This is a genomic window from Thermodesulfobacteriota bacterium, assembly GCA_026415035.1.
GTDB lineage: Bacteria > Desulfobacterota > BSN033 > BSN033 > UBA1163 > RBG-16-49-23.
On sequence record JAOAHX010000016.1, the window covers coordinates 1 to 17,199 of the forward strand.

General features: G+C 57.6%; 19 protein-coding genes. 13 read left to right on the plus strand and 6 right to left on the minus strand.

Annotated elements, in window-relative coordinates; all coding sequences use genetic code 11:
- The first annotated feature begins 74 nt into the window (after window positions 1-74).
- A complete protein-coding gene (locus tag N3G78_09955; protein MCX8118242.1) occupies window positions 75-1,322 on the plus strand; it encodes an ISNCY family transposase in 1,248 nt (415 codons plus the stop codon).
- 256 nt (window positions 1,323-1,578) lie between these two features.
- Complete coding sequence (locus N3G78_09960) at window positions 1,579-2,040, plus strand: hypothetical protein (protein ID MCX8118243.1); 462 nt, start codon at window positions 1,579-1,581, stop codon at window positions 2,038-2,040.
- A gap of 53 nt (window positions 2,041-2,093) precedes the next feature.
- On the opposite strand, the gene N3G78_09965 is transcribed toward N3G78_09960, so the two are convergent.
- Together N3G78_09965 and N3G78_09970 are read right to left on the minus strand one after the other, a co-directional pair.
- Window positions 2,094-3,539 (minus strand): HD-GYP domain-containing protein, encoded by a 1,446-nt coding sequence (locus tag N3G78_09965; GenBank protein MCX8118244.1) that lies wholly within the window; start codon window positions 3,537-3,539, stop codon window positions 2,094-2,096.
- Complete coding sequence (locus N3G78_09970; protein MCX8118245.1) at window positions 3,539-5,308, minus strand: HEAT repeat domain-containing protein; 1,770 nt, start codon at window positions 5,306-5,308, stop codon at window positions 3,539-3,541. The genes N3G78_09965 and N3G78_09970 overlap by 1 nt, the downstream gene beginning before the upstream one ends.
- A gap of 138 nt (window positions 5,309-5,446) precedes the next feature.
- On the opposite strand from N3G78_09970, the gene rsmI reads away from it, so the two are divergent.
- Window positions 5,447-6,238, plus strand: a complete 792-nt coding sequence (rsmI, locus tag N3G78_09975) for a 16S rRNA (cytidine(1402)-2'-O)-methyltransferase (GenBank protein ID MCX8118246.1) — start codon at window positions 5,447-5,449, stop codon at window positions 6,236-6,238.
- On the opposite strand, the gene N3G78_09980 is transcribed toward rsmI, so the two are convergent.
- The 4 genes from N3G78_09980 to N3G78_09995 all read right to left on the minus strand — a co-directional run bounded on the left by N3G78_09980 (window position 6,170) and on the right by N3G78_09995 (window position 11,155).
- Window positions 6,170-7,609 (minus strand): TrkH family potassium uptake protein, encoded by a 1,440-nt coding sequence (locus tag N3G78_09980; GenBank protein MCX8118247.1) that lies wholly within the window; start codon window positions 7,607-7,609, stop codon window positions 6,170-6,172. The two genes, rsmI and N3G78_09980, sit on opposite strands and share 69 nt — an antisense overlap.
- A 95-nt stretch (window positions 7,610-7,704) precedes the next feature.
- Window positions 7,705-9,045 carry a Trk system potassium transporter TrkA gene (trkA, locus tag N3G78_09985; protein ID MCX8118248.1) on the minus strand — a complete coding sequence of 447 codons (1,341 nt, stop codon included), beginning with the start codon at window positions 9,043-9,045 and terminating at the stop codon, window positions 7,705-7,707.
- Window positions 9,046-9,070: 25 nt separating this feature from the next.
- Entirely contained in the window at window positions 9,071-9,718 is a 648-nt protein-coding gene (locus N3G78_09990) for a TrkA family potassium uptake protein (protein ID MCX8118249.1), read from the minus strand.
- 63 nt (window positions 9,719-9,781) lie between these two features.
- Window positions 9,782-11,155: a TrkH family potassium uptake protein gene (locus N3G78_09995; protein MCX8118250.1), complete on the minus strand. Its 1,374-nt coding sequence runs from the start codon at window positions 11,153-11,155 to the stop codon at window positions 9,782-9,784.
- Here N3G78_09995 and N3G78_10000 point away from each other — a divergent pair.
- From N3G78_10000 to N3G78_10045, 10 genes are all read left to right on the plus strand, one after another.
- Window positions 11,154-11,276 carry a hypothetical protein gene (locus N3G78_10000; protein MCX8118251.1) on the plus strand — a complete coding sequence of 41 codons (123 nt, stop codon included), beginning with the start codon at window positions 11,154-11,156 and terminating at the stop codon, window positions 11,274-11,276. The two genes, N3G78_09995 and N3G78_10000, sit on opposite strands and share 2 nt — an antisense overlap.
- Before the next feature lie 125 nt (window positions 11,277-11,401).
- Entirely contained in the window at window positions 11,402-11,668 is a 267-nt protein-coding gene (locus N3G78_10005; GenBank protein MCX8118252.1) for a monovalent cation/H+ antiporter complex subunit F, read from the plus strand.
- Complete coding sequence (gene mnhG / locus N3G78_10010) at window positions 11,659-11,988, plus strand: monovalent cation/H(+) antiporter subunit G (GenBank protein ID MCX8118253.1); 330 nt, start codon at window positions 11,659-11,661, stop codon at window positions 11,986-11,988. The genes N3G78_10005 and mnhG overlap by 10 nt, the downstream gene beginning before the upstream one ends.
- Window positions 11,985-12,512 carry a Na+/H+ antiporter subunit E gene (locus N3G78_10015; protein MCX8118254.1) on the plus strand — a complete coding sequence of 176 codons (528 nt, stop codon included), beginning with the start codon at window positions 11,985-11,987 and terminating at the stop codon, window positions 12,510-12,512. The genes mnhG and N3G78_10015 overlap by 4 nt, the downstream gene beginning before the upstream one ends.
- Window positions 12,509-12,751, plus strand: coding sequence for a DUF4040 domain-containing protein (locus N3G78_10020; protein MCX8118255.1), 243 nt, complete (start codon window positions 12,509-12,511; stop codon window positions 12,749-12,751). Before N3G78_10015 ends, N3G78_10020 begins: the two co-directional genes overlap by 4 nt.
- A complete protein-coding gene (locus N3G78_10025) occupies window positions 12,751-13,281 on the plus strand; it encodes a hypothetical protein (protein ID MCX8118256.1) in 531 nt (176 codons plus the stop codon). Before N3G78_10020 ends, N3G78_10025 begins: the two co-directional genes overlap by 1 nt.
- Complete coding sequence (locus N3G78_10030) at window positions 13,278-13,736, plus strand: Na(+)/H(+) antiporter subunit B (GenBank protein MCX8118257.1); 459 nt, start codon at window positions 13,278-13,280, stop codon at window positions 13,734-13,736. The genes N3G78_10025 and N3G78_10030 overlap by 4 nt, the downstream gene beginning before the upstream one ends.
- Window positions 13,737-13,740: 4 nt before the next feature.
- The gene (locus tag N3G78_10035; protein ID MCX8118258.1) at window positions 13,741-14,130 is read left to right on the plus strand and encodes a cation:proton antiporter subunit C; all 390 of its coding nucleotides are present in this window, start codon (window positions 13,741-13,743) and stop codon (window positions 14,128-14,130) included.
- 1 nt (window position 14,131) lies between these two features.
- On the plus strand, window positions 14,132-15,661 hold the full coding sequence (locus tag N3G78_10040; GenBank protein ID MCX8118259.1) for a monovalent cation/H+ antiporter subunit D family protein: 1,530 nt from the start codon (window positions 14,132-14,134) through the stop codon (window positions 15,659-15,661).
- On the plus strand, window positions 15,661-17,199 hold the full coding sequence (locus N3G78_10045) for a monovalent cation/H+ antiporter subunit D family protein (protein MCX8118260.1): 1,539 nt from the start codon (window positions 15,661-15,663) through the stop codon (window positions 17,197-17,199). Before N3G78_10040 ends, N3G78_10045 begins: the two co-directional genes overlap by 1 nt.

The following is a 17,199-nucleotide window of genomic DNA, read 5'->3' on the forward strand; positions in this document are numbered from 1 at the left end:
TGTGTTAGCAAAGCGATTATGTCCCCTGTAATTGCCAAGCTAAAATGTCCCCTATGAAAGGGGAAAAGATACTCATGAGTCAGAGGCAGTTGTCGAGGTGGCAGATTATGGGTTTGGTGGAGGAAGGCAAGATCACCTTGAAGGAGGCGAGAGAGAAGATAGGTGTGTCCTACCGGCAGGCCAAACGAATTCGAAGGGCGCTTCGAGTCAAGGGAGTCAAAGGGATGATCCATGGAAACACGGGGCGCATTCCATGGAATGTTACGGCGGATTCTGTCCGTCAGAGAGTGCTTGAGCTTTCCAAACAGCTCTACGGGGATTTTAATGACATGCATTTTACGGAGAAGCTTTCTGAGGAGCATCGGATTGAGCTGAGTCGAGAGACGGTGAGGAAGTTAAGGCGTCGGGCGGGGATCGGGCCCAAGCGGAGGCGCAGAGTGCCGGGGCACCGCAAGCGTCGGGAGCGAAAGGCGCAGGAGGGGGCGATGGTGCTTTGGGACGGGTCTCCCCATCCCTGGTTAGGTTCAGAGCAGCCTGCGTGTTGTTTGATGGCGGCCATGGATGATGCGACCGGCAAACTGCTGGCGGCGCGGTTTTTTCCTTTTGAAGGTTCCTCGGGATATTTATGGCTTCTTCGAGAGGTGGTGAAACGCTACGGGATTCCTTTGGTGATGTATCATGATCGTCATGGGTCCCTTCATCGAAACGACTCTCATTGGAGCTTGGAGGAGCAACTGGCTGGCCGTCAGGAGCCGACCCAGGTGGGCTTGGCGCTTGAGGCCTTGGGGATTGCTTCGATCGCAGCCCTCTCCCCGCAGGCTAAAGGACGAATTGAAAGGCTCTTTGGGACCTTGCAGGATCGCCTCATAGCTGAACTGGGCCTCCAAGGGATCCAGAGCTTGGAGGCAGCCAATGACTTTCTCAAAACCTTTATCCCCCGGTTTAATCGTCGCTTTGCCCTCCCTGCCCGAGACTCTGAGAAAGCCTGGCGCAAGGTGCCTAAAGAGCTTGATCTGGACCGATGGATTAGCTTCCGGTACCGCTCGGTCGTAGGCAATGACAACTGTGTTCGCATTGGAGGTTTGATCCTGGATCTGCCTCCCGGTCCCCACCGACGCTCCTATGCCAAGGCTCAAGTTGAAGTCAGACAACTCCTCAATGGGGCCTGGAGGGTCTATTACCACGACCAACTCATCGGCACACACCCTTCAACCGAGCTTCGAGAACCGGTTCGAGCCCTCAAACACAGTCGGCGCATCAAGGGAGCTTCTCCGGATCAATGGGTTTACTGGGCCTCTGCTCCGTCGGAGCAAGGGACTTGAGTACAGGATCCATGAATCAGCCTTTTGGTTTCTGGAGGGGATATATCAACCTATGGACAACAAGACAATCGTCGTTTCCGGTGCATCCTGGCGATTCGTTGAACCTTGGATTTCATAACAAACGTTCAAAGATCATTTGTTCTCTGTAAAACCTATCCATTTGAAAAAGATTCAAGGGGACATTTTCGCTTTGCAGTTAAGGGGACATATTGCCTTTGCTTAAACAGAAAATCGATGCCCTGGAGGTTCAAACCCGATGGCTCCAAACCCTGATGGGAGCAAAAAGAGAAGAAATCGCCAGCAGATGGCTTCCCTCCTCGACGGCCTTCCCACACACCTCCCTTCCCTCACCCTGGCAAGCCAGATCACCCAGCGGGTCTCGGAGGTGGGTTTCGACTGGCCCAACCTAAGAGGCCTGATCGCCAAATTGGACGAGGAGATGGAGGAATTGAAAAAGGCCATCGCTTCAAGCGACAGGGAGGATATCCAGGAGGAGATCGGCGATCTCTTCTTTGTGCTGGTCAACCTGGCGAGATGGGTTGGGATCGACCCGGAGAGGGCCTTAAAAGGAACGATCAGAAAGTTCGTCTCGAGGTTCAAGTATATCGAGAGGTCGGTCAAGAAAGCGGGGAAGTCTCTCGTCGAATCCGACCTCCTCGAGATGGAGGAACTCTGGCAGGAGGCCAAAGGCCGGCGTTTCGATCGGAAGCGGCCTTGATCCGAAGGGGCGGAGGCTTTCGAAACCCTTCGAGGCCTTGGAGAGGAGGGGGCTCAAATCACGAATTCGGCGATGTTGATATGGTAGTCGTTGGGATCGAGGGTCTTGATGATCGTCCATTTAAACTGCCCGGTTTTCTCATCCCTTTCGGCGAGGTCGATCACCTTTCCCTTCCGATACGCTCCATCCTGATAGTAGAGGAGGTTGACCTTGGGCCGATCGATCAGCTCGGGGTCTTCCTGAGCCTTGACGACGATGCCCATCTCGTTCGTATCGAGCAGGACGAGCGTCCCTAAAGGGAAGAGGCCCATCAGGTTGACGAAGACCTTGACCAAAATGGGATCGAACTCCTTCCCCCTTCGCTCCATCATCAAGCCCAAGATCTTCTCCGAGACATAGGGGAACCGGTTATAGACCCTCGGCCTGCCCAGGGCATCGAAGAAGTCGGCCAGGGTGATGATCCGGCCGAAGAGGCTCACCCTCTTTTTCTCCGTCAACTTGGGATATCCGTTCAAATCGTACCGGAGATGGTGTTCGAAGGCCCCGCTCAACATCCGGGTGAAGAGGTCGCCCCACTCCTTCATCGCCATCACGATCTCGGCCCCCACGACCGGGTGGGTCCGGATCGTCTCCCATTCCTCAGGGGTGAGCTTCCCTTCTTTGTTGAGGATCTCTTTCGGGATCCGTGTCTTTCCGATGTCGTGGAAAAGACCTGCCATGCCGAGGTGGGAGAGATGCTTCTTGGGGAGGCCCAATCTCTGGCCGAGCGCGATCGCATAGAGGGCGACGTTGACCGAATGGTTGAAGGTGTACTCGTCATAATTTTTGATGTTGGCCAGGCCCAACAGGGTAGACTCGTCCTGGAGCATGATGTTGACGGCATTCTGCATCAGGCGCTTGGCCTTGCGGAGGTTGACCACCCTCTGGTTCTTGATGCCCTCCATCACCTCTTTGACCAGATGGACCGATTTGAAGTAGACCTCCCGGGATCGCCGTTTCTGGTCTTCGGAATCGATGTAGATCTCCTCATCTCTGAACCATTCCAATTTCTCCACGTGGATATGGCCGAACCCCCAATGCTGCAACTGTCTTCTCACATAGAGGTAGTTGCCCTCGTTCTGCTCCTCCAATCCCGACAGGAGGTAGGCGAAATCCCCGAGCTCCTCCTTTTTGACCGTTCCGTCGAAGCTGATCTCACCGATCCACCGCTTCCTCAGGGTGTTCATAAACTCCCTGAAAATGGGGTAGAGGTGGGCCTTCATCTGGACCTTGGCGTGGTTGAAGAAACAGTTCTCCCTGACAATTTTGAAGGAAAGGTATCCTTCGGACTGGATCACGGAGTTGATCAGGGGAAGGCAATCCTGGAGGTACTGCTCCATCACCAAATTGTTCCGCTCGTAGATGGCCGTCCCCTTCAGAACGCGGAAAAACCGGACGACAAAATCCGTCGCCCTCTGGGTGGGAAGGTCCTCCTGACTCGTGAAGATCTTTTCGGACATCAAGCCGTCTGCTCCTTCGAGGAGAGCTTCCTCAGGGCCTGCTGGCAGGCTGTCCGGATCGCCTCCTCTTTCGAATGCATCCCCCTCTCAAGGACGGCCTTCGCCTCGGGCGTCCCGATCATGGCCAGGGTGTTGGCCACGCCGAGGCGGATCTCGTCCTTGAGCCCAAGCCCAAAAAGGCTTTTCCGCTCCAGCATCTGCTGAAGGACCGGAATCGCCTCATTGGAACCTACCAACCCGACCGCATCCAGGAAGGCCTTGATCTCGGCGGAATCCCTCTTCTGAAAATCTTTGGACTGGACGACTTCGAGGAGGGCTGCAAGGCCGACGTTTTTCCCCATCTTTCCGAGATTGAGGGCGGCCATGGCCCGGATTCGGGCATCCTTGTCCGTGAGGGCCTTGATCAAAAGGGAGACCGCCTTGGGGCCCCCGATCAGCCCCAGAGCCTGAACGGCCTCCCTGCGGACCCGGACGTCTTCGTGATTGAAGGCCTTCTGGACATGGAGCAGCCCCTTCTCCTTCCCGATCCGACCCAGGATGTAGGTGATATTCCGGACGAGATACCACCGTCGATCCTCGATGAAGGGCGCAAAGAGCTCGATCGCATTCTTTCCGATCTCGGAGAGGGCATCGCAGACCATTCGCCGGGCCTTCGAATTCTTCAGCCTCCCCAGGAGGTGGATGAGGGGTTTGATCGCATTCTGCTGAAGGAGGGCAAGGTATTCGCTCACCTCTTCCAAACGGAGGGGGACTTCCTTTTCGAGGAGATTTCCGATCCGCTCGATCCTTTCCTCGTCCCCGGCCTTCTCGAGGAATTGGTGGAGGATCTCCACCTGCCAATCCTTCAGCCCGTAGCTCTTCACCATGTGGTAGAGGCGCCTCAAGAGTTCACTCGCCCGGTTAAATTCCCCGAGGGTGATCAGGCCGTCCAAATTCTTCATTAAGAGATGGGCGGCCTGCTGATAGGGTCCCCTGTCCTGCTCGAGGTTCAAGATCTCGAAAAGGATGTCTGCCCCCTCAAAGACAAAGGCCGGATCGAGCTCCTGGGTCACCTCGCCTTGCAGCCTCTCGATCTCCTCCGGGGTGAGCTGATAGACGACCCGATCTTTTAAGGAAAGCGCGCTGGCGCTCTTGGCCAAAAGCCTCTCCAGATCCTGCCCCTCTTCGTCCAGCAGGTCGACCTGGACATTGTAGGCCAGGGGTTTAAAGACGAGCCCCCTTCGCAGTTGTTCCCCGTTTTCGGGAATCAGGATGGGCGTCTCCTCAAGAAATTCGTCGGTGGCTAAGTAGCTGATGTGAGGGAAATCCCGCTCCCACAGGAGGGTGACCAGATCGTCCTCCATCTCGTTGATCTGATCGCTGGTCCGGATCACCTCCAGCAACCCTTCGATCTCCCATTCCTCGAGCCCTTTCATGAATCTCAGCTCTCTCAACCCATCTTTATAGAAGAGAAAGGCAAAGCTCGATTTGGGATCCCGGTTCTCGTAAAGCACTCTCTCTTTGAAGAGGAGTGAATACTCATCGATTTGGAGGACGAAGGTAGGATAGCGGCCTAAAAAATGCTGGAATTTTTTCGAGAGCTGCTCTTTGAATCCTTTGATCGTAGGGTTGTCGGGCGGGTAAAACCGGATGGCCTTGAAGGTCTTGAGGAAGAAGCTCACTAGGTCTCTGGCCAAAAGGAGCTCTTCGTCTGCCTCGATCCCTTCGGTCGCCACCCACTCCTCGGCCAGATCGGTCGGTTTCTTTTCCGGACGAATCTCCTCGGGCATAGCCATTTCATCCCGTCAAGTCTGTTAATTTTTATTGTTTTATCCCTCAATTGTCAATACTTTTTTGAAAAGGGCAGGCTCTCTCCTTGAGAGAAGGCTGCCCTTGAACCCTTCGAAGGGTCGTGATAAAAAAAGACCATGGCCCATTCGATCGAGCATCGCGAAAAAGGGTGCCTCTACGTCGTCTCCACGCCCATCGGCCATCTCGAGGACATCACCCTCAGGGCCCTCAGGGTTTTGAAAGAGGTCGATCTCATCGCCGCCGAGGATACCCGGAGGACCCTTCAGCTTCTCAACCACTATGGCATCCGAACCCCCCTCACCAGCTACTTCGAAGGAAACGAGATGAAAAAGCGGGCTCTCATCCTCGAAAGGCTGAACCGGGGAGAGCGGGTGGCCCTGGTCTCGGATGCGGGGACTCCGGGCATTTCCGACCCGGGCTACCGCCTCATCCGGCTGGCGGTAGACCACGCGATCCCGGTCGTCGCCGTGCCCGGGCCCTCCGCCCTGATCGCTGCCCTCAGCATCTCGGGCCTTCCCACCGATGCCTTCCTTTTCAAAGGCTTCCTTCCCCACCGACCCACGAGGAGGAGAAATGTTTTGAAAGAGCTGGAGGAGACGAGGGAGACCCTCATCTTTTACGAATCACCCCATCGTCTGGCCGAGACCCTGAAGGATATCTTCGAGGTCCTCGGCGACCGGGAGATCGTCCTGGCCCGGGAATTGACCAAACTGTTCGAGGAGGTCTTGAGGGGCAAGGTGAGCGAGATCAGGCAACGGCTTGCCGAAAAGAAGGTGAAGGGAGAGGTCACCCTCGTCGTCTCCGGCAAGGTCCGACGCAGTCCTCCCAAGAAACGGCCTTCAATGCCAGAACGGCCGGGTGAAGATCATGAGGACGGTGAAGATCTCCAGCCGTCCGACGAGCATTAAAAAGGAGAGGATCCACTTCCCCAGGGCCGGCAGGTGGGCATAATTGTCCACCGGGCCGACTCCCCCTATGCCAGGCCCGACATTGCCAAGGGTGGCGGTGACGGCCCCGACCGAGGTCTCGATGTCCAGGCCCAGGCTCGTCATCGCCATCACCCCTAAGAAGAAGATCAAGAGATAGAGGCCGATGAACCCTGTGATGTTCGCCACCAGCCGTTCCGGAACGGCCCTGCCTCCCATTCTGACCGGAAAGATGCCGTGAGGTTGAAAGAGCTTTTTCAATTCGGACCCCATGAACTTAAAGGCCACCAGCATCCTCACGTTCTTGATCCCTCCCCCGGTCGAACTGGTGCATCCTCCGAAGAACATCAGGGCGAGGAGGATGATCTGGGTCACATAGGGCCACTGCTCGTAATCCTGGGTGACAAAGCCCGTGGTCGTCACGATGGAGACGGTATGAAAGAGGGTGCTACGGAAGGCCTCTTCGGTGAGGGCCTCTCCCCCGAACAGCCGGGCGAGGAGAATCAATCCCGTAGCAACCCCGGTGAGGCCCAGAAAGAATCGAAACTCCGGGTTCGACCAATAAAGATGGACCTTCCCCCGCAGGGCCCAGTAGTGCAGCGAGAAATTGATCCCGGCGATCAGCATGAAGAGGGTGATCACATACTGGACGAAGGGGGAGGGAAAGGCGGCAATGCTCAAATTGGTGGGAGCGAACCCGCCGGTGGCCAACGTGCCGAAGGTGATACAGACCGAATCGAAGAGCGAGAGGCCACCCAACCACAAGAGGAGGATTTCGGCCAGGGTGAAGAGGAGATAGACCCCCCAGAGGATCTTGGCGGTCTCGCTGATGCGTGGGGAGATCTTCTCCTTGGTCGGCCCCGGGACCTCGGCCTTGAAGAGCTGGACGCCCCCGACCCCCAAAAACGGGAGGACCGCCACTGCCAGGGCGATGACGCCCATGCCTCCCAACCACTGCGTCATATTCCTCCATGCCAGCAGGCTCTTGGGGAGGGCTTCGATATCGGTGAGGATGCTCGCGCCGGTGGTGGTGAATCCCGACATCGTCTCGAAAAAGGCATCGGTCAGGTCGGGGATCGCGCCGGAGGTCATGAAGGGCACGGCGCCCAAGAAGGAGAAGGTCACCCAGGTGAGGGAGACGGTCAAGAAGGCCTCCCGGATCTGGAGCTCTGGCGCTTTTCGGGTAAGATAGCGCAGCAGGAGGCTCAGAAGGCCGACGGTGACCATCTGGAGGAGGTAATGATCGAAGAGCCCGTCACGATAATAGAGGGAAACGAGCAGGGGGAGGACGAGAAACCCACAGAGGAGCAACCAGAGCGAGGAAAGGGTGTAGAGGATCGAAGAAATTTTCAAGACCGTCTCCTCGGTCAGCCAAAGGCCACGGAGGGCATCGCAGCTTAGGACCCCTTCCAGCCGGCCCCCTCGGGCGATAGGACCGGTTTGGTCTTCTATGCAAATTTCTTTTCAATGGCGGGGATCGCCTTTGGCAAGGCAAAGACGATCACCTTGTCTCCGGTCTCGAGGGCGCTCTTGCCGTGGGGGATGATGACCTCATCCCGCCGGATGATCGCGGCGATCAGGGACCCTTGGGGCAACCCGAGGTCTTTGAGCGGCCTGCCCGTGATCTTGTTCGACTTCATCACCTCAAATTCGATCGCCTCCGCTTCGATCCCGTGAAACGTGGCGGCCGAGAGGATGGCCCCTCGACGGACGAAACGGAGTATGGCCGAGGCCGTCGAAAGGCGGACGTTGACGGTGGAGTCGATCCCGATGACCGGCAGGATCGGAAGATAGGTCGGTTTATTGACCAGGGCGATGGTCTTCTGGACCCCGAGATGCTTGGCCAACAGGCAGGAGAGGATGTTGTCCTCGTCATCGCCGGTGACGGCGATAAAGGCGTCCATGTTGAGGAGCCCTTCCCGGGCGAGGGTATCGATCTCGGTCCCATCGGCCTGGTAGACGGTGGTGCGTCTGAGCTGGGAGGCGATCTTCATCGATTTCTCTTTGTTCGATTCGACCAGGATCACCTCGACCCTCTCCTCCAGTTTGCCCGCCAGCCCCCTTCCGATCTTTCCGCCTCCCAGGATCATGATCCTCTCCAGCCTCTGGTCGGCCTTGCCCGCCAGGGAGAGGACAAGGGGGAGGCTTTCCCGCTTGGTCACCACGAAGATCTGATCGTTCTTGCTGAGATAGTCTTCTCCGGTGGGGATGATCGTCCGCTCGCCCTTCAGCATGGCCACCACCCGGAGATTTCGACGCTCCTCCTCCCGGCCGATCTCCTTCAGGGGCTTGTTCAGGTGCGGGCACTGCGCATCGAGCTTCAACCCGACCACCACGATCTTCCCGTTCTCGAATTCGATCACCTCGGAGGCGGAGGCGCGCATGAGGAGGCGGATGATCTCCTCGATCACCTCCTCTTCGGGGTGGATGAAGAGGTCGACCCCGAGGTCCTGGGGTTTCAGGATGGAAGAGGCCTCATAATAGTCTGGGTTTCTGACCCTGGCGATTTTCTTCTTCACCCCCATCTTCGAGGCGATCAGGCAGGCGATCAAATTGATCTCGTCCACCCCCGAGGCCGCGATCAGCATATCGACCGATTCCAGGCCCGCCTCTTTCAAGACCTTCATGCTCGAGGCATCGCCCTCGATCACCGAGACGTCGAGCATCTCCTGGGCGTGGGCGCATTTCTCCGGGTCGTTGTCGATCAGGACGAGATCGTGTTTTTCGAGCGAGAGCCTCTGGGCCAGGTAGAACCCAACCTCGCCGGCCCCGATGATGGCGATCTTCATCGATCCTTCTTCCTGCCCCCTGCCTTCACCGAATCTTTTTGATGTCCTCCTCCCGGCCGAGGACGACGAGGATGTCGCTGTCCTTGATCACGAAATCGGCGCTGGGGATCAACCGGATTCGGTCGGGCAGCACCTCCCTCACCGCGATCACCTCGATGTGATACCGGCTCCGGAGATGGAGCTCCCCGATGGCCTTCCCAAAAAAACTGGGAGGGGGGACCACTTCGCTGATGGTGTAATCTTCGGAAAGGGGGATATAATCGAGGACGTTGGGCGAAATCAGGCTTCGGGCGATCTTGGCGGCCATCTCCTTTTCTGGGATGAGGACCTCTGTGGCCCCAACCTTCTCGAGAACCTTCTTGTGATCTTCGTCGGGGGCCTTCACGATGATCCGCTTGACTCTCATCTCCCGGAGGTGAAGGGTGAGGAGGGTGGCGGCCGCCAGATCCTCACCGAAGGAGATGATGACCACGTCATCCTCCTGGAGGCCGATCGAATCCATCACCTCTTTGTCCGTTCCGTCCGCCAAGATCGCCTTGGTGGAATAGTCCTTGATCTTCTGGAGGACGTCACGGTCTTTGTCGATGGCGATCACTTCGAAGCCATTCTCAAAAAGATCTTTGGCAATATTGAAGCCGAAGATCCCCAAGCCGATCACCACCGCTCGTCTCATCCGATCTCTCCCGATCCAGAAATCTCGACCCCATGGGTCAATCCCCTCCCCGCTCTCTCATCCTCACCCCACCATCACCCCTTCCTCGGCATAGACCAGGCTCCTCTTTCGACCGGACCTCGAAAGGGAATAGGCCAGGGTGAGAGGCCCCACCCTCCCGGCGAACATCATTAGAATGATCGCACATTTTTGGAGGTCGTTCAACTGCGGGGTCACCCCCATGGACAATCCGACCGTCCCGAAGGCCGAGACCACCTCGAAGAGATACTCCACGAAGAGTCGCCGGCTTTCGAGGGGGGCGAGGTCCTGTCCCCCGACCATCAAGAGAAAAGAGGTGACGAGGGAGATGGAGAAGGCCGAGGCGAAGATGATGGAGAGGGTGCGGCTGACCACCTCCTTGGGAATCGTCCGGGAAAAGAGGTTCACCTCCTCATTGCCCCGGAACCGGTTCCATATCATCAGGACGAGGAGGGCCGCGCTCGTCGTCTTGATGCCCCCTCCGGTCGATCCTGGAGAGGCCCCGATGAACATCAGAACGATCAGGAGGAGGAGGGTGGCATTCTTCAAGCCACTGATATCGACCGTGTTAAACCCGCAGGTCCTCGGCGTCACCGACTGAAAAATGGAGGCCAGGAGTTGATTCAGGGGAGGCACCTCCCGGAGGACCCCCGTCCTTTCGAAGAGGTAGAAGAGGAGGGCTCCTAGGGTGATGAGGAGGGCCGTGGTCAGCAGGACCACCTTCGTGTGGAGGGAGAACCTCTTTTGATGGCCTCTCCCTCTCAAATAAATCTCATATTGCACAATGAACCCGATCCCTCCTGCAACCAACAGGCCGATCACCGCAACATTGACCAGCGGATCGCCCTGGTAACGCACCAGGCTGTCGGGAAAGAGAGAAAACCCGCAGTTGTTGAAGGCGGAAATGGCATGGTAGGCCGCCAAATAGAGGGCCCTCCAGGCCGGGAACTCTTGGGAAAATCGAACGAAGAGGACGAGGGTCCCCGCCGATTCGAAGAGCAAGGTCGAAACCAAGATCGCTCTCAGGATGAGGAGGAGGTCCCCCCGTCGGGGTTGAAGATAGGTGGAAAGGATGATCTCCCTTCCTTTGAAGGAGATGCCCCGCCCCATGAGGACGAAGAAGATGGTGGAGAAGGTGATGATGCCCAACCCTCCGATTTGAAACAGAAGGATCGTGACGACCTGTCCGAACAGGGAGAGGTCCCTTCCGTTATCGATGACCACCAGGCCGGTGACGCAGACCGCGGAGGCCGAGGTGAAGAGGGCATCGATGAGGCGAAGCTGGCCGTGGGCCGAGGCGATGGGAAGGGAGAGGAGGGCCGTGCCCACTAGAATGACGCCGGCAAAACTGAGAATGAAGATCCTCGAAGGGGTAAGGGTTCTCGATAAAAAGGGCTTGATCTGGACCGAGACACTCATGAAGAAACCTTTGACGATCGGACTTCGATCCAATTTACTCAATCTTTTTAGGCCTGTCAACCTCGCCGAACTCTCTCTTGACTATTTCAGACGCACCTTTTATGATCTGTCCGATTTTTAACAAGTAAGGGTAACGCCTCTCTGATCATCGGGTTGAATCGGAGAGGTCAGAGGGATCTCCAATCCCTACCCAACGGATGGGAAAGACCGATTCCAAACCCCGGATAAGGGAGCGGGAGATTGACGATGCTGGATCTCTTATTAGCCTTCTCCCTCCTCATCCTCATCTCCATCACCTTGAGCCTCTACCGTGGAGCCGTTGGCCCGGGCGTTTTTAATCGAGTGGCCGCGGTCAACGTCATCGGAACCAAGACCGTCGCCCTCCTGTTGGTCTTCGGATACCTCTTTGAAAGGCCCCTCTTCTTTGATATCGCCCTCCTCTACGCCATGTTGAATTTCATCGGGGTCTTGGTCATCGCCAAGTATCTCGAGAGAGGTGACCTATGGTCATAGCCCATCTCTTGGTGGTCCCCTTTTTAGCGGGGGGCGTCTTCTTCTTGTTGGTGGGAGCCATCGGGCTGTTGAGGCTGCCCGATTTTTACACCCGCCTCCATGCCACAGGAAAGTGCGATACCCTGGGCGTCGGGCTCATCGTCCTGGGCCTCCTCATCTACCACCTCTTTCACTATCCCCAATATCCCCTCGTGCCGTTACGACTCGTCTTTCTGATCTTTTTCATCTTCGTCGCCAATCCCACGGCCACCCACGCCCTCATACGCGCAGCCTATCGGACCGGTTTGAAACCCTGGAAGGTCGGAGAGGAGAGGCGATGAAACGGCCGAAGAAGAGAGAGGGATTTCTCCTCACCTTCCTTGTGATGTTCTTCTTCTGGGTCATCCTGTCCGGCCTCTTTGGCGCCTTTCACCTCATCGCCGGGCTTTTCAGCAGCGCCCTCGTGGCCTTGCTCTCCCATGACCTCCTGGTGCAGGGAAAGGCCGAAAAGCTCCTGACGAAGTCTTGGAGGCTCATTCGTTACATCCCGTGGGAACTTTGGCAGATCGTCCTGGCCAATTTCGACGTCGCCTATCGGGTGCTCCACCCCAAGTTGCCCATCGATCCCCGGATCTTCGAATTCGAAACCGACCTGAGAGGGGACTGGGCCCTGACCACCCTGGCCAACTCGATCACCTTAACCCCTGGGACCATCACCATCCAGGTGGAACCAGAGAGGGGAAGGTTTTTGGTCCACGGGATCTCCAAAGAGGCGGAAGAGGCCCTCACCCTCGAGCAGACGATGCAGAGAAAGGTGGGTCACGTCTTCATGGAACCTTCGATCAAAAAGGGGGACAGGGGATGACGATCTGGATCGACATTCTTCTCCTCTCCTTCGTCGTCGTCGTGGCGGTGGCGGCAGTGGTCATCAAGGACCTCTTGAGCGCCGTCATCCTGCTGGGCGCCTACAGTTTTCTCATGGCCCTGCTCTGGGTGGAGATGCATTCGGTCGATGTGGGCTTCATGGAGGCGACCGTGGGCGCAGGGGTGACCACCGCCTTTATGATCGCCGCCCTGAGCCGAACGACGAGGTGGGAAAAATAATGAAATGGTTTAAGGCCACGGCCCTCGCCCTTCTCATCCTCCTCGGCCTCCTCTTCCTCTATGTGGTCGAGGACCTTCCGGAGTTCGGTGACCCCGGATCCCCTGCGATCCGGGCGGTGAAGCTTTTCGATCTCCCTCTCCTCTCTTTCGATACGGCCTTGGATCAAGGGAAGCCCCCCGAGGCGCTCCTCGACGCCCTGAGGCAGAGGGGATTTCCCCTTCCGGTCCGGATCGAAAAGGTGAGAGAAGGGGCGGCTGAGTGGATCGGTTACATTCCCAAGGAAGAGATCTATTACGACAAGGAAGAGAAGTACTACTGGATCGTCAAAGAGGGCCAGGAGCTCCGGATCTTCCGATATGCCTTTGTCGTCCGTTGGTTCGAAAAAGGCCTCAAGGAGACGGAGGTCCCCAATATGGTCACCCACGGATTGGCCGATTACAGGGGTTACGACACCCTGGGGGAGACGGTCGTCATCTTCACGGCGGGCGTCTCGGTCATTCTCCTGTTGAGGAGGCAGGGGAGGCTGTGAAACCGCAAAAGGAATCGAAAAGCGTCGTCATCGAAACCGTCACCCGGATCATGATCCCCTTCATCCAGCTCTTCGCCCTTTACGTGGTCTTTCATGGATCGCTCGGCCCGGGCGGGGGCTTCCAGGGAGGGGCCATCTTCGCCTCCTCGTTCATCCTCTATGGGGTCGCCTTCCACCTCTTCCAGGCGAGGCAGAGGATCCCCGAATCGACCGTGACCTTTCTCAGCCCCGCGGGCGTGGGCCTCTATGCCGGCGTGGGCCTGCTCGGGCTTCTCTTCAGCCTGGGGGCCGCCCAGTATCTCAACTACGGATTCATCCCCTTCACCTCCCGTTTCGAGACCAATCGGGCCCTCGGAATCGACCTGGTGGAAATAGGGGTGGCCATCACGGTGATGGCCATCATGATCTCCATCTTCTTCGACCTCGCCGGAGGCCCAAAGGAAGGGGAGGGTTAGGTTCATGTTCCAGTGGATCGCCGAAGAGGTCTTCGCCAAATACAACTACTGGGTTTCGATCTTGCTGATGCTCATCGGCTTCTATGCCATTATCCTGAAACAGAACCTCTTTAAAAAGATCATTGGCCTCAACATCTTCCAGACGGCCATCTTTCTCTTTTATATCTCCCTGGGCTACGTCAAAAACGGGACCGCCCCGATCCTCAGCGAAGAGATGGTCCTCAAAGGCTACCAGTATGTGAACCCGTTGCCCCACGTCCTCATCCTGACGGCCATCGTCGTCTCCGTGGCCACGACCGCGGTCGGGCTCTCGCTGATCATCCGGTTGAAGGAGGAATACGGAACGATCGAGGAGCCGGAGCTCCTGGAGGCCATCAAGAGGGGAGGGAAGTAGAGTGATCCCTCTTGTCGAACACCTTCCCATCTTGACCATCCTCGTCCCCCTCTTCTCCGCCTTCGCCACGCTCGTCGTAGGCTGGTTTCGAAAAGGCTCCTGCATCTTCTTCGTCTGGGCGGCCCTCTCGATCCAGTTCGTCCTGTCCTTATTCATCCTCCACCGTGTGCTGACCGATGGCCCCATCCGCTACTGGGTCGGGGGGTGGATGCCTCCGTGGGGCATCGAGCTGGTCGTGGACACCTTGAACGCCTACATCCTCCTCATCCTCCTCTTCCTCTGCCTCCTCTGCGCCGTCTATTCGAAGAGGAATATCGAACACGAACTCCCCCACAAGAGGGGCTCCTATTATACCCTCTTCCTCCTTCTGGTCGCGGGGCTCTGCGGGGCCACCCTCACCGGCGATATCTTCAATATGTTCGTCTTCATCGAGATCTTCTCCCTCTCTGCCTATGCCCTCATCGCCTCCCGCGGGAAGATCGCGCTCAAGGCCAGTTTTACCTACCTGATCTTGGGCTCCATCGGCACCTGTTTCTTCGTCCTCGGGATCGGATGCCTCTATTCGATCACGGGGACCCTGAACATCCACGACCTGTCACTCCTCTTGCCTCCTTTTTACGGAAATAAGGTGATCAAGACCGCCTTCGTCTTCTTCCTCATCGGGCTGAGCATCAAGATGGCCCTCTTCCCCTTCCACACATGGCTCCCCGATGCCCATGCCTTCGCCCCTGCGGAGGTGAGCGCCATCCTCTCCGGCATCATGATCGAGGTCTCCACTTACGCCTTCCTGAGGCTCGCCTTCTCGGTCTTCACGATTCAATTTCTGAAGGTCCTTCCCGTCTTCGATATCCTCTGTGCCGTGGCGGTGGCCGCCATCCTCTTCGGGTCGACGATGGCCATCTCCCAGGTCAACCTGAAGCGGATGCTCGCCTATTCGAGCGTCGCCAATATGGGCTATATCGTGCTCGGGGTCGGCCTCTCCCTCTCCACCAAGGAATCGCCCTGGGGGGGACTCAACCCCGCCCTGATCCACATCGCCAACCACGCCCTGATGAAGGGGTGCCTCTTCCTCGCGGCAGGGGCCTTCATCTATAAAGGCGAACTCTGGGAGATCCCCCAACTGGAAGGCCTGGCGAGGAAGATGCCCTACACCTGTGCCGCTTTCCTCGTCGCGGCCATCTCGATGATCGGGATCCCGCCCACCGTCGGGTTCGTCTCAAAGCTCTACCTCATCCTCGCCTCCATCGAAACCGGAAACTACCTCTTCGTGGCCGCCCTCCTGGTGAGTTCCCTTTTGAACCTGGTCTATTTCTGGAGGATCATCGAATCGATGTATATGAGACAGGGAGAGGCCGGACACGACGGTCACTCCTCCCACGGCTCCGGAGGGGAGGCCCCGATCGGCATGTTGATCCCCATCCTCCTCCTGGCCTCCCTCTGTATCGGGATGGGGATCGTCTGGTTGGCGAAGGCGCCGATCCCGATGCTCACTCAGATCAACCATCTCTTTGGATTGGGAAAGGGTCTATGATGGACACGGTCGAATCCACGATCCCGGCCTTGGCGCTCTCCTGCCCCCTGATCGCCTCCTTCCTGATCCTTCTCTCGAGAGGGCGGCCCAACGTGAGGGAGAGCTGGAGTCTGCTGGCGGGGATCGGCCAATTTCTCCTGATCCTCTCCATGAAACCCCTCCTCCTCCAGGGGAAGACCGTCTCGTGCAACCTTCTGACCGGCGTCCTTCCCGGGATCGACTTGGGGTTGAGGGTGGATGCCCTCGGACTCGTCTTCGCCATCACCTCCTCCTTCCTCTACATATTAGTCTCGGCCTTTTCCGTCGGTTACATGCGGGCCCTCGAAGAACACGGTCAGACGCGGTACTACTTCTGCTTCGCCCTGGCCATTTTCGGCGCGGTGGGCGTGGCCCTTTCCAAAAATCTCCTGACCTTCTTCCTCTTCTACGAAATTTTGACCGTCTCCACCTACCCCCTCGTGGCCCACGAGGAGTCCCAGGAGGCCCTCTTTGCGGGTCGAAAATATCTCGCCTATCTGCTCACCTCGGGCGTCTTCCTGCTTGCGGCCACGGCCCTCGACTACTCCCTCGCCGGGACGACCGATTTTCGTCCAGGGGGCCATCTGAGCCCGGCCACCGCCTCGAAACCTCTCCTCACGACCCTCTTCTTCCTCTTCCTCCTCGGGTTGATGAAGGCGGCTTACATGCCGTTCCACTCGTGGTTGCCCACGGCGATGGTAGCGCCCACGCCGGTGAGCGCCCTGCTCCATGCGGTAGCGGTCGTCAAAGCGGGCGTCTTTGGGGTCCTCCGGGTCGTCTGTCATGTCTATGGAACCGATCTGATGAAAGAACTGGGCCTGGGGACGATGCTCGCCGCCCTGGCGGGCTTCACCATGATCGGGGCCTCCCTCTTCGCCATCGCCCAGGACAACTTGAAAAAGAGGCTGGCCTACTCGACGATCAGCCAGCTCTCCTACATCCTCTTCGGGGCGGGGCTGCTGACCCCGATGGGCCTCACCGGCGCCATCCTCCACATCCCCTTCCACGGGTTCATGAAGATCACCCTCTTTCTCTGTGCCGGCTTCATTTTGGCTGCCACAGGAAAAAAGGACATCAGCGAGATGGCCGGGATCGGAAGGGCCATGCCCATCACCATGTTCGCCTTCACCATCGGGGCCCTCGGGATGTGCGGAGCGCCTCCCGTGGCTGGACTTCTGACCAAATGGTACCTGGGGCTCGGGGCGGTTCAATCCGGATCCCTACCTTTTCTCGCCATCCTCCTCATCGCCTCCCTTCTCGACGTGGTCTACTTCTTCCCCCTGATCCGGACCGCCTTCTTCGAGGCCATGCCCCGGGAGGAAATCCTCCCAGGAGATTTGGCAAAAGGGGTGGAGATCCTTTCGGAAAGGCCTTTGCCTATCGAGACGGCCCGAAGGCTCTACGCCTTCATGTTCCTTCCCCTTTCGGTCACAGGTCTCTGCTCCATCCTCTTCTGCCTCTTTCCAAACCTCTTCGATATCCTGAACCTTGCCCGGATTGCCGTGAGAGGGGTTCTATGA

Coding starts and splice junctions, on each gene's coding strand:
- N3G78_10020 (MCX8118255.1), top strand. CDS start 12,509: ATGACGATCTGGATCGACATTCTTCTCCTCTCCTTCGTCGTCGTCGTG.
- mnhG (MCX8118253.1), top strand. CDS start 11,659: ATGGTCATAGCCCATCTCTTGGTGGTCCCCTTTTTAGCGGGGGGCGTC.
- N3G78_09995 (MCX8118250.1), bottom strand. CDS start 11,155: ATGAGTGTCTCGGTCCAGATCAAGCCCTTTTTATCGAGAACCCTTACC.
- trkA (MCX8118248.1), bottom strand. CDS start 9,045: ATGAAGATCGCCATCATCGGGGCCGGCGAGGTTGGGTTCTACCTGGCC.
- N3G78_10000 (MCX8118251.1), top strand. CDS start 11,154: ATGAAGAAACCTTTGACGATCGGACTTCGATCCAATTTACTCAATCTT.
- N3G78_10045 (MCX8118260.1), top strand. CDS start 15,661: ATGGACACGGTCGAATCCACGATCCCGGCCTTGGCGCTCTCCTGCCCC.
- N3G78_09960 (MCX8118243.1), top strand. CDS start 1,579: ATGGCTCCAAACCCTGATGGGAGCAAAAAGAGAAGAAATCGCCAGCAG.
- N3G78_10005 (MCX8118252.1), top strand. CDS start 11,402: ATGCTGGATCTCTTATTAGCCTTCTCCCTCCTCATCCTCATCTCCATC.
- N3G78_10015 (MCX8118254.1), top strand. CDS start 11,985: ATGAAACGGCCGAAGAAGAGAGAGGGATTTCTCCTCACCTTCCTTGTG.
- N3G78_10025 (MCX8118256.1), top strand. CDS start 12,751: ATGAAATGGTTTAAGGCCACGGCCCTCGCCCTTCTCATCCTCCTCGGC.
- rsmI (MCX8118246.1), top strand. CDS start 5,447: ATGGCCCATTCGATCGAGCATCGCGAAAAAGGGTGCCTCTACGTCGTC.
- N3G78_09990 (MCX8118249.1), bottom strand. CDS start 9,718: ATGAGACGAGCGGTGGTGATCGGCTTGGGGATCTTCGGCTTCAATATT.
- N3G78_09970 (MCX8118245.1), bottom strand. CDS start 5,308: ATGCCCGAGGAGATTCGTCCGGAAAAGAAACCGACCGATCTGGCCGAG.
- N3G78_09965 (MCX8118244.1), bottom strand. CDS start 3,539: ATGTCCGAAAAGATCTTCACGAGTCAGGAGGACCTTCCCACCCAGAGG.
- N3G78_10035 (MCX8118258.1), top strand. CDS start 13,741: ATGTTCCAGTGGATCGCCGAAGAGGTCTTCGCCAAATACAACTACTGG.
- N3G78_09955 (MCX8118242.1), top strand. CDS start 75: ATGAGTCAGAGGCAGTTGTCGAGGTGGCAGATTATGGGTTTGGTGGAG.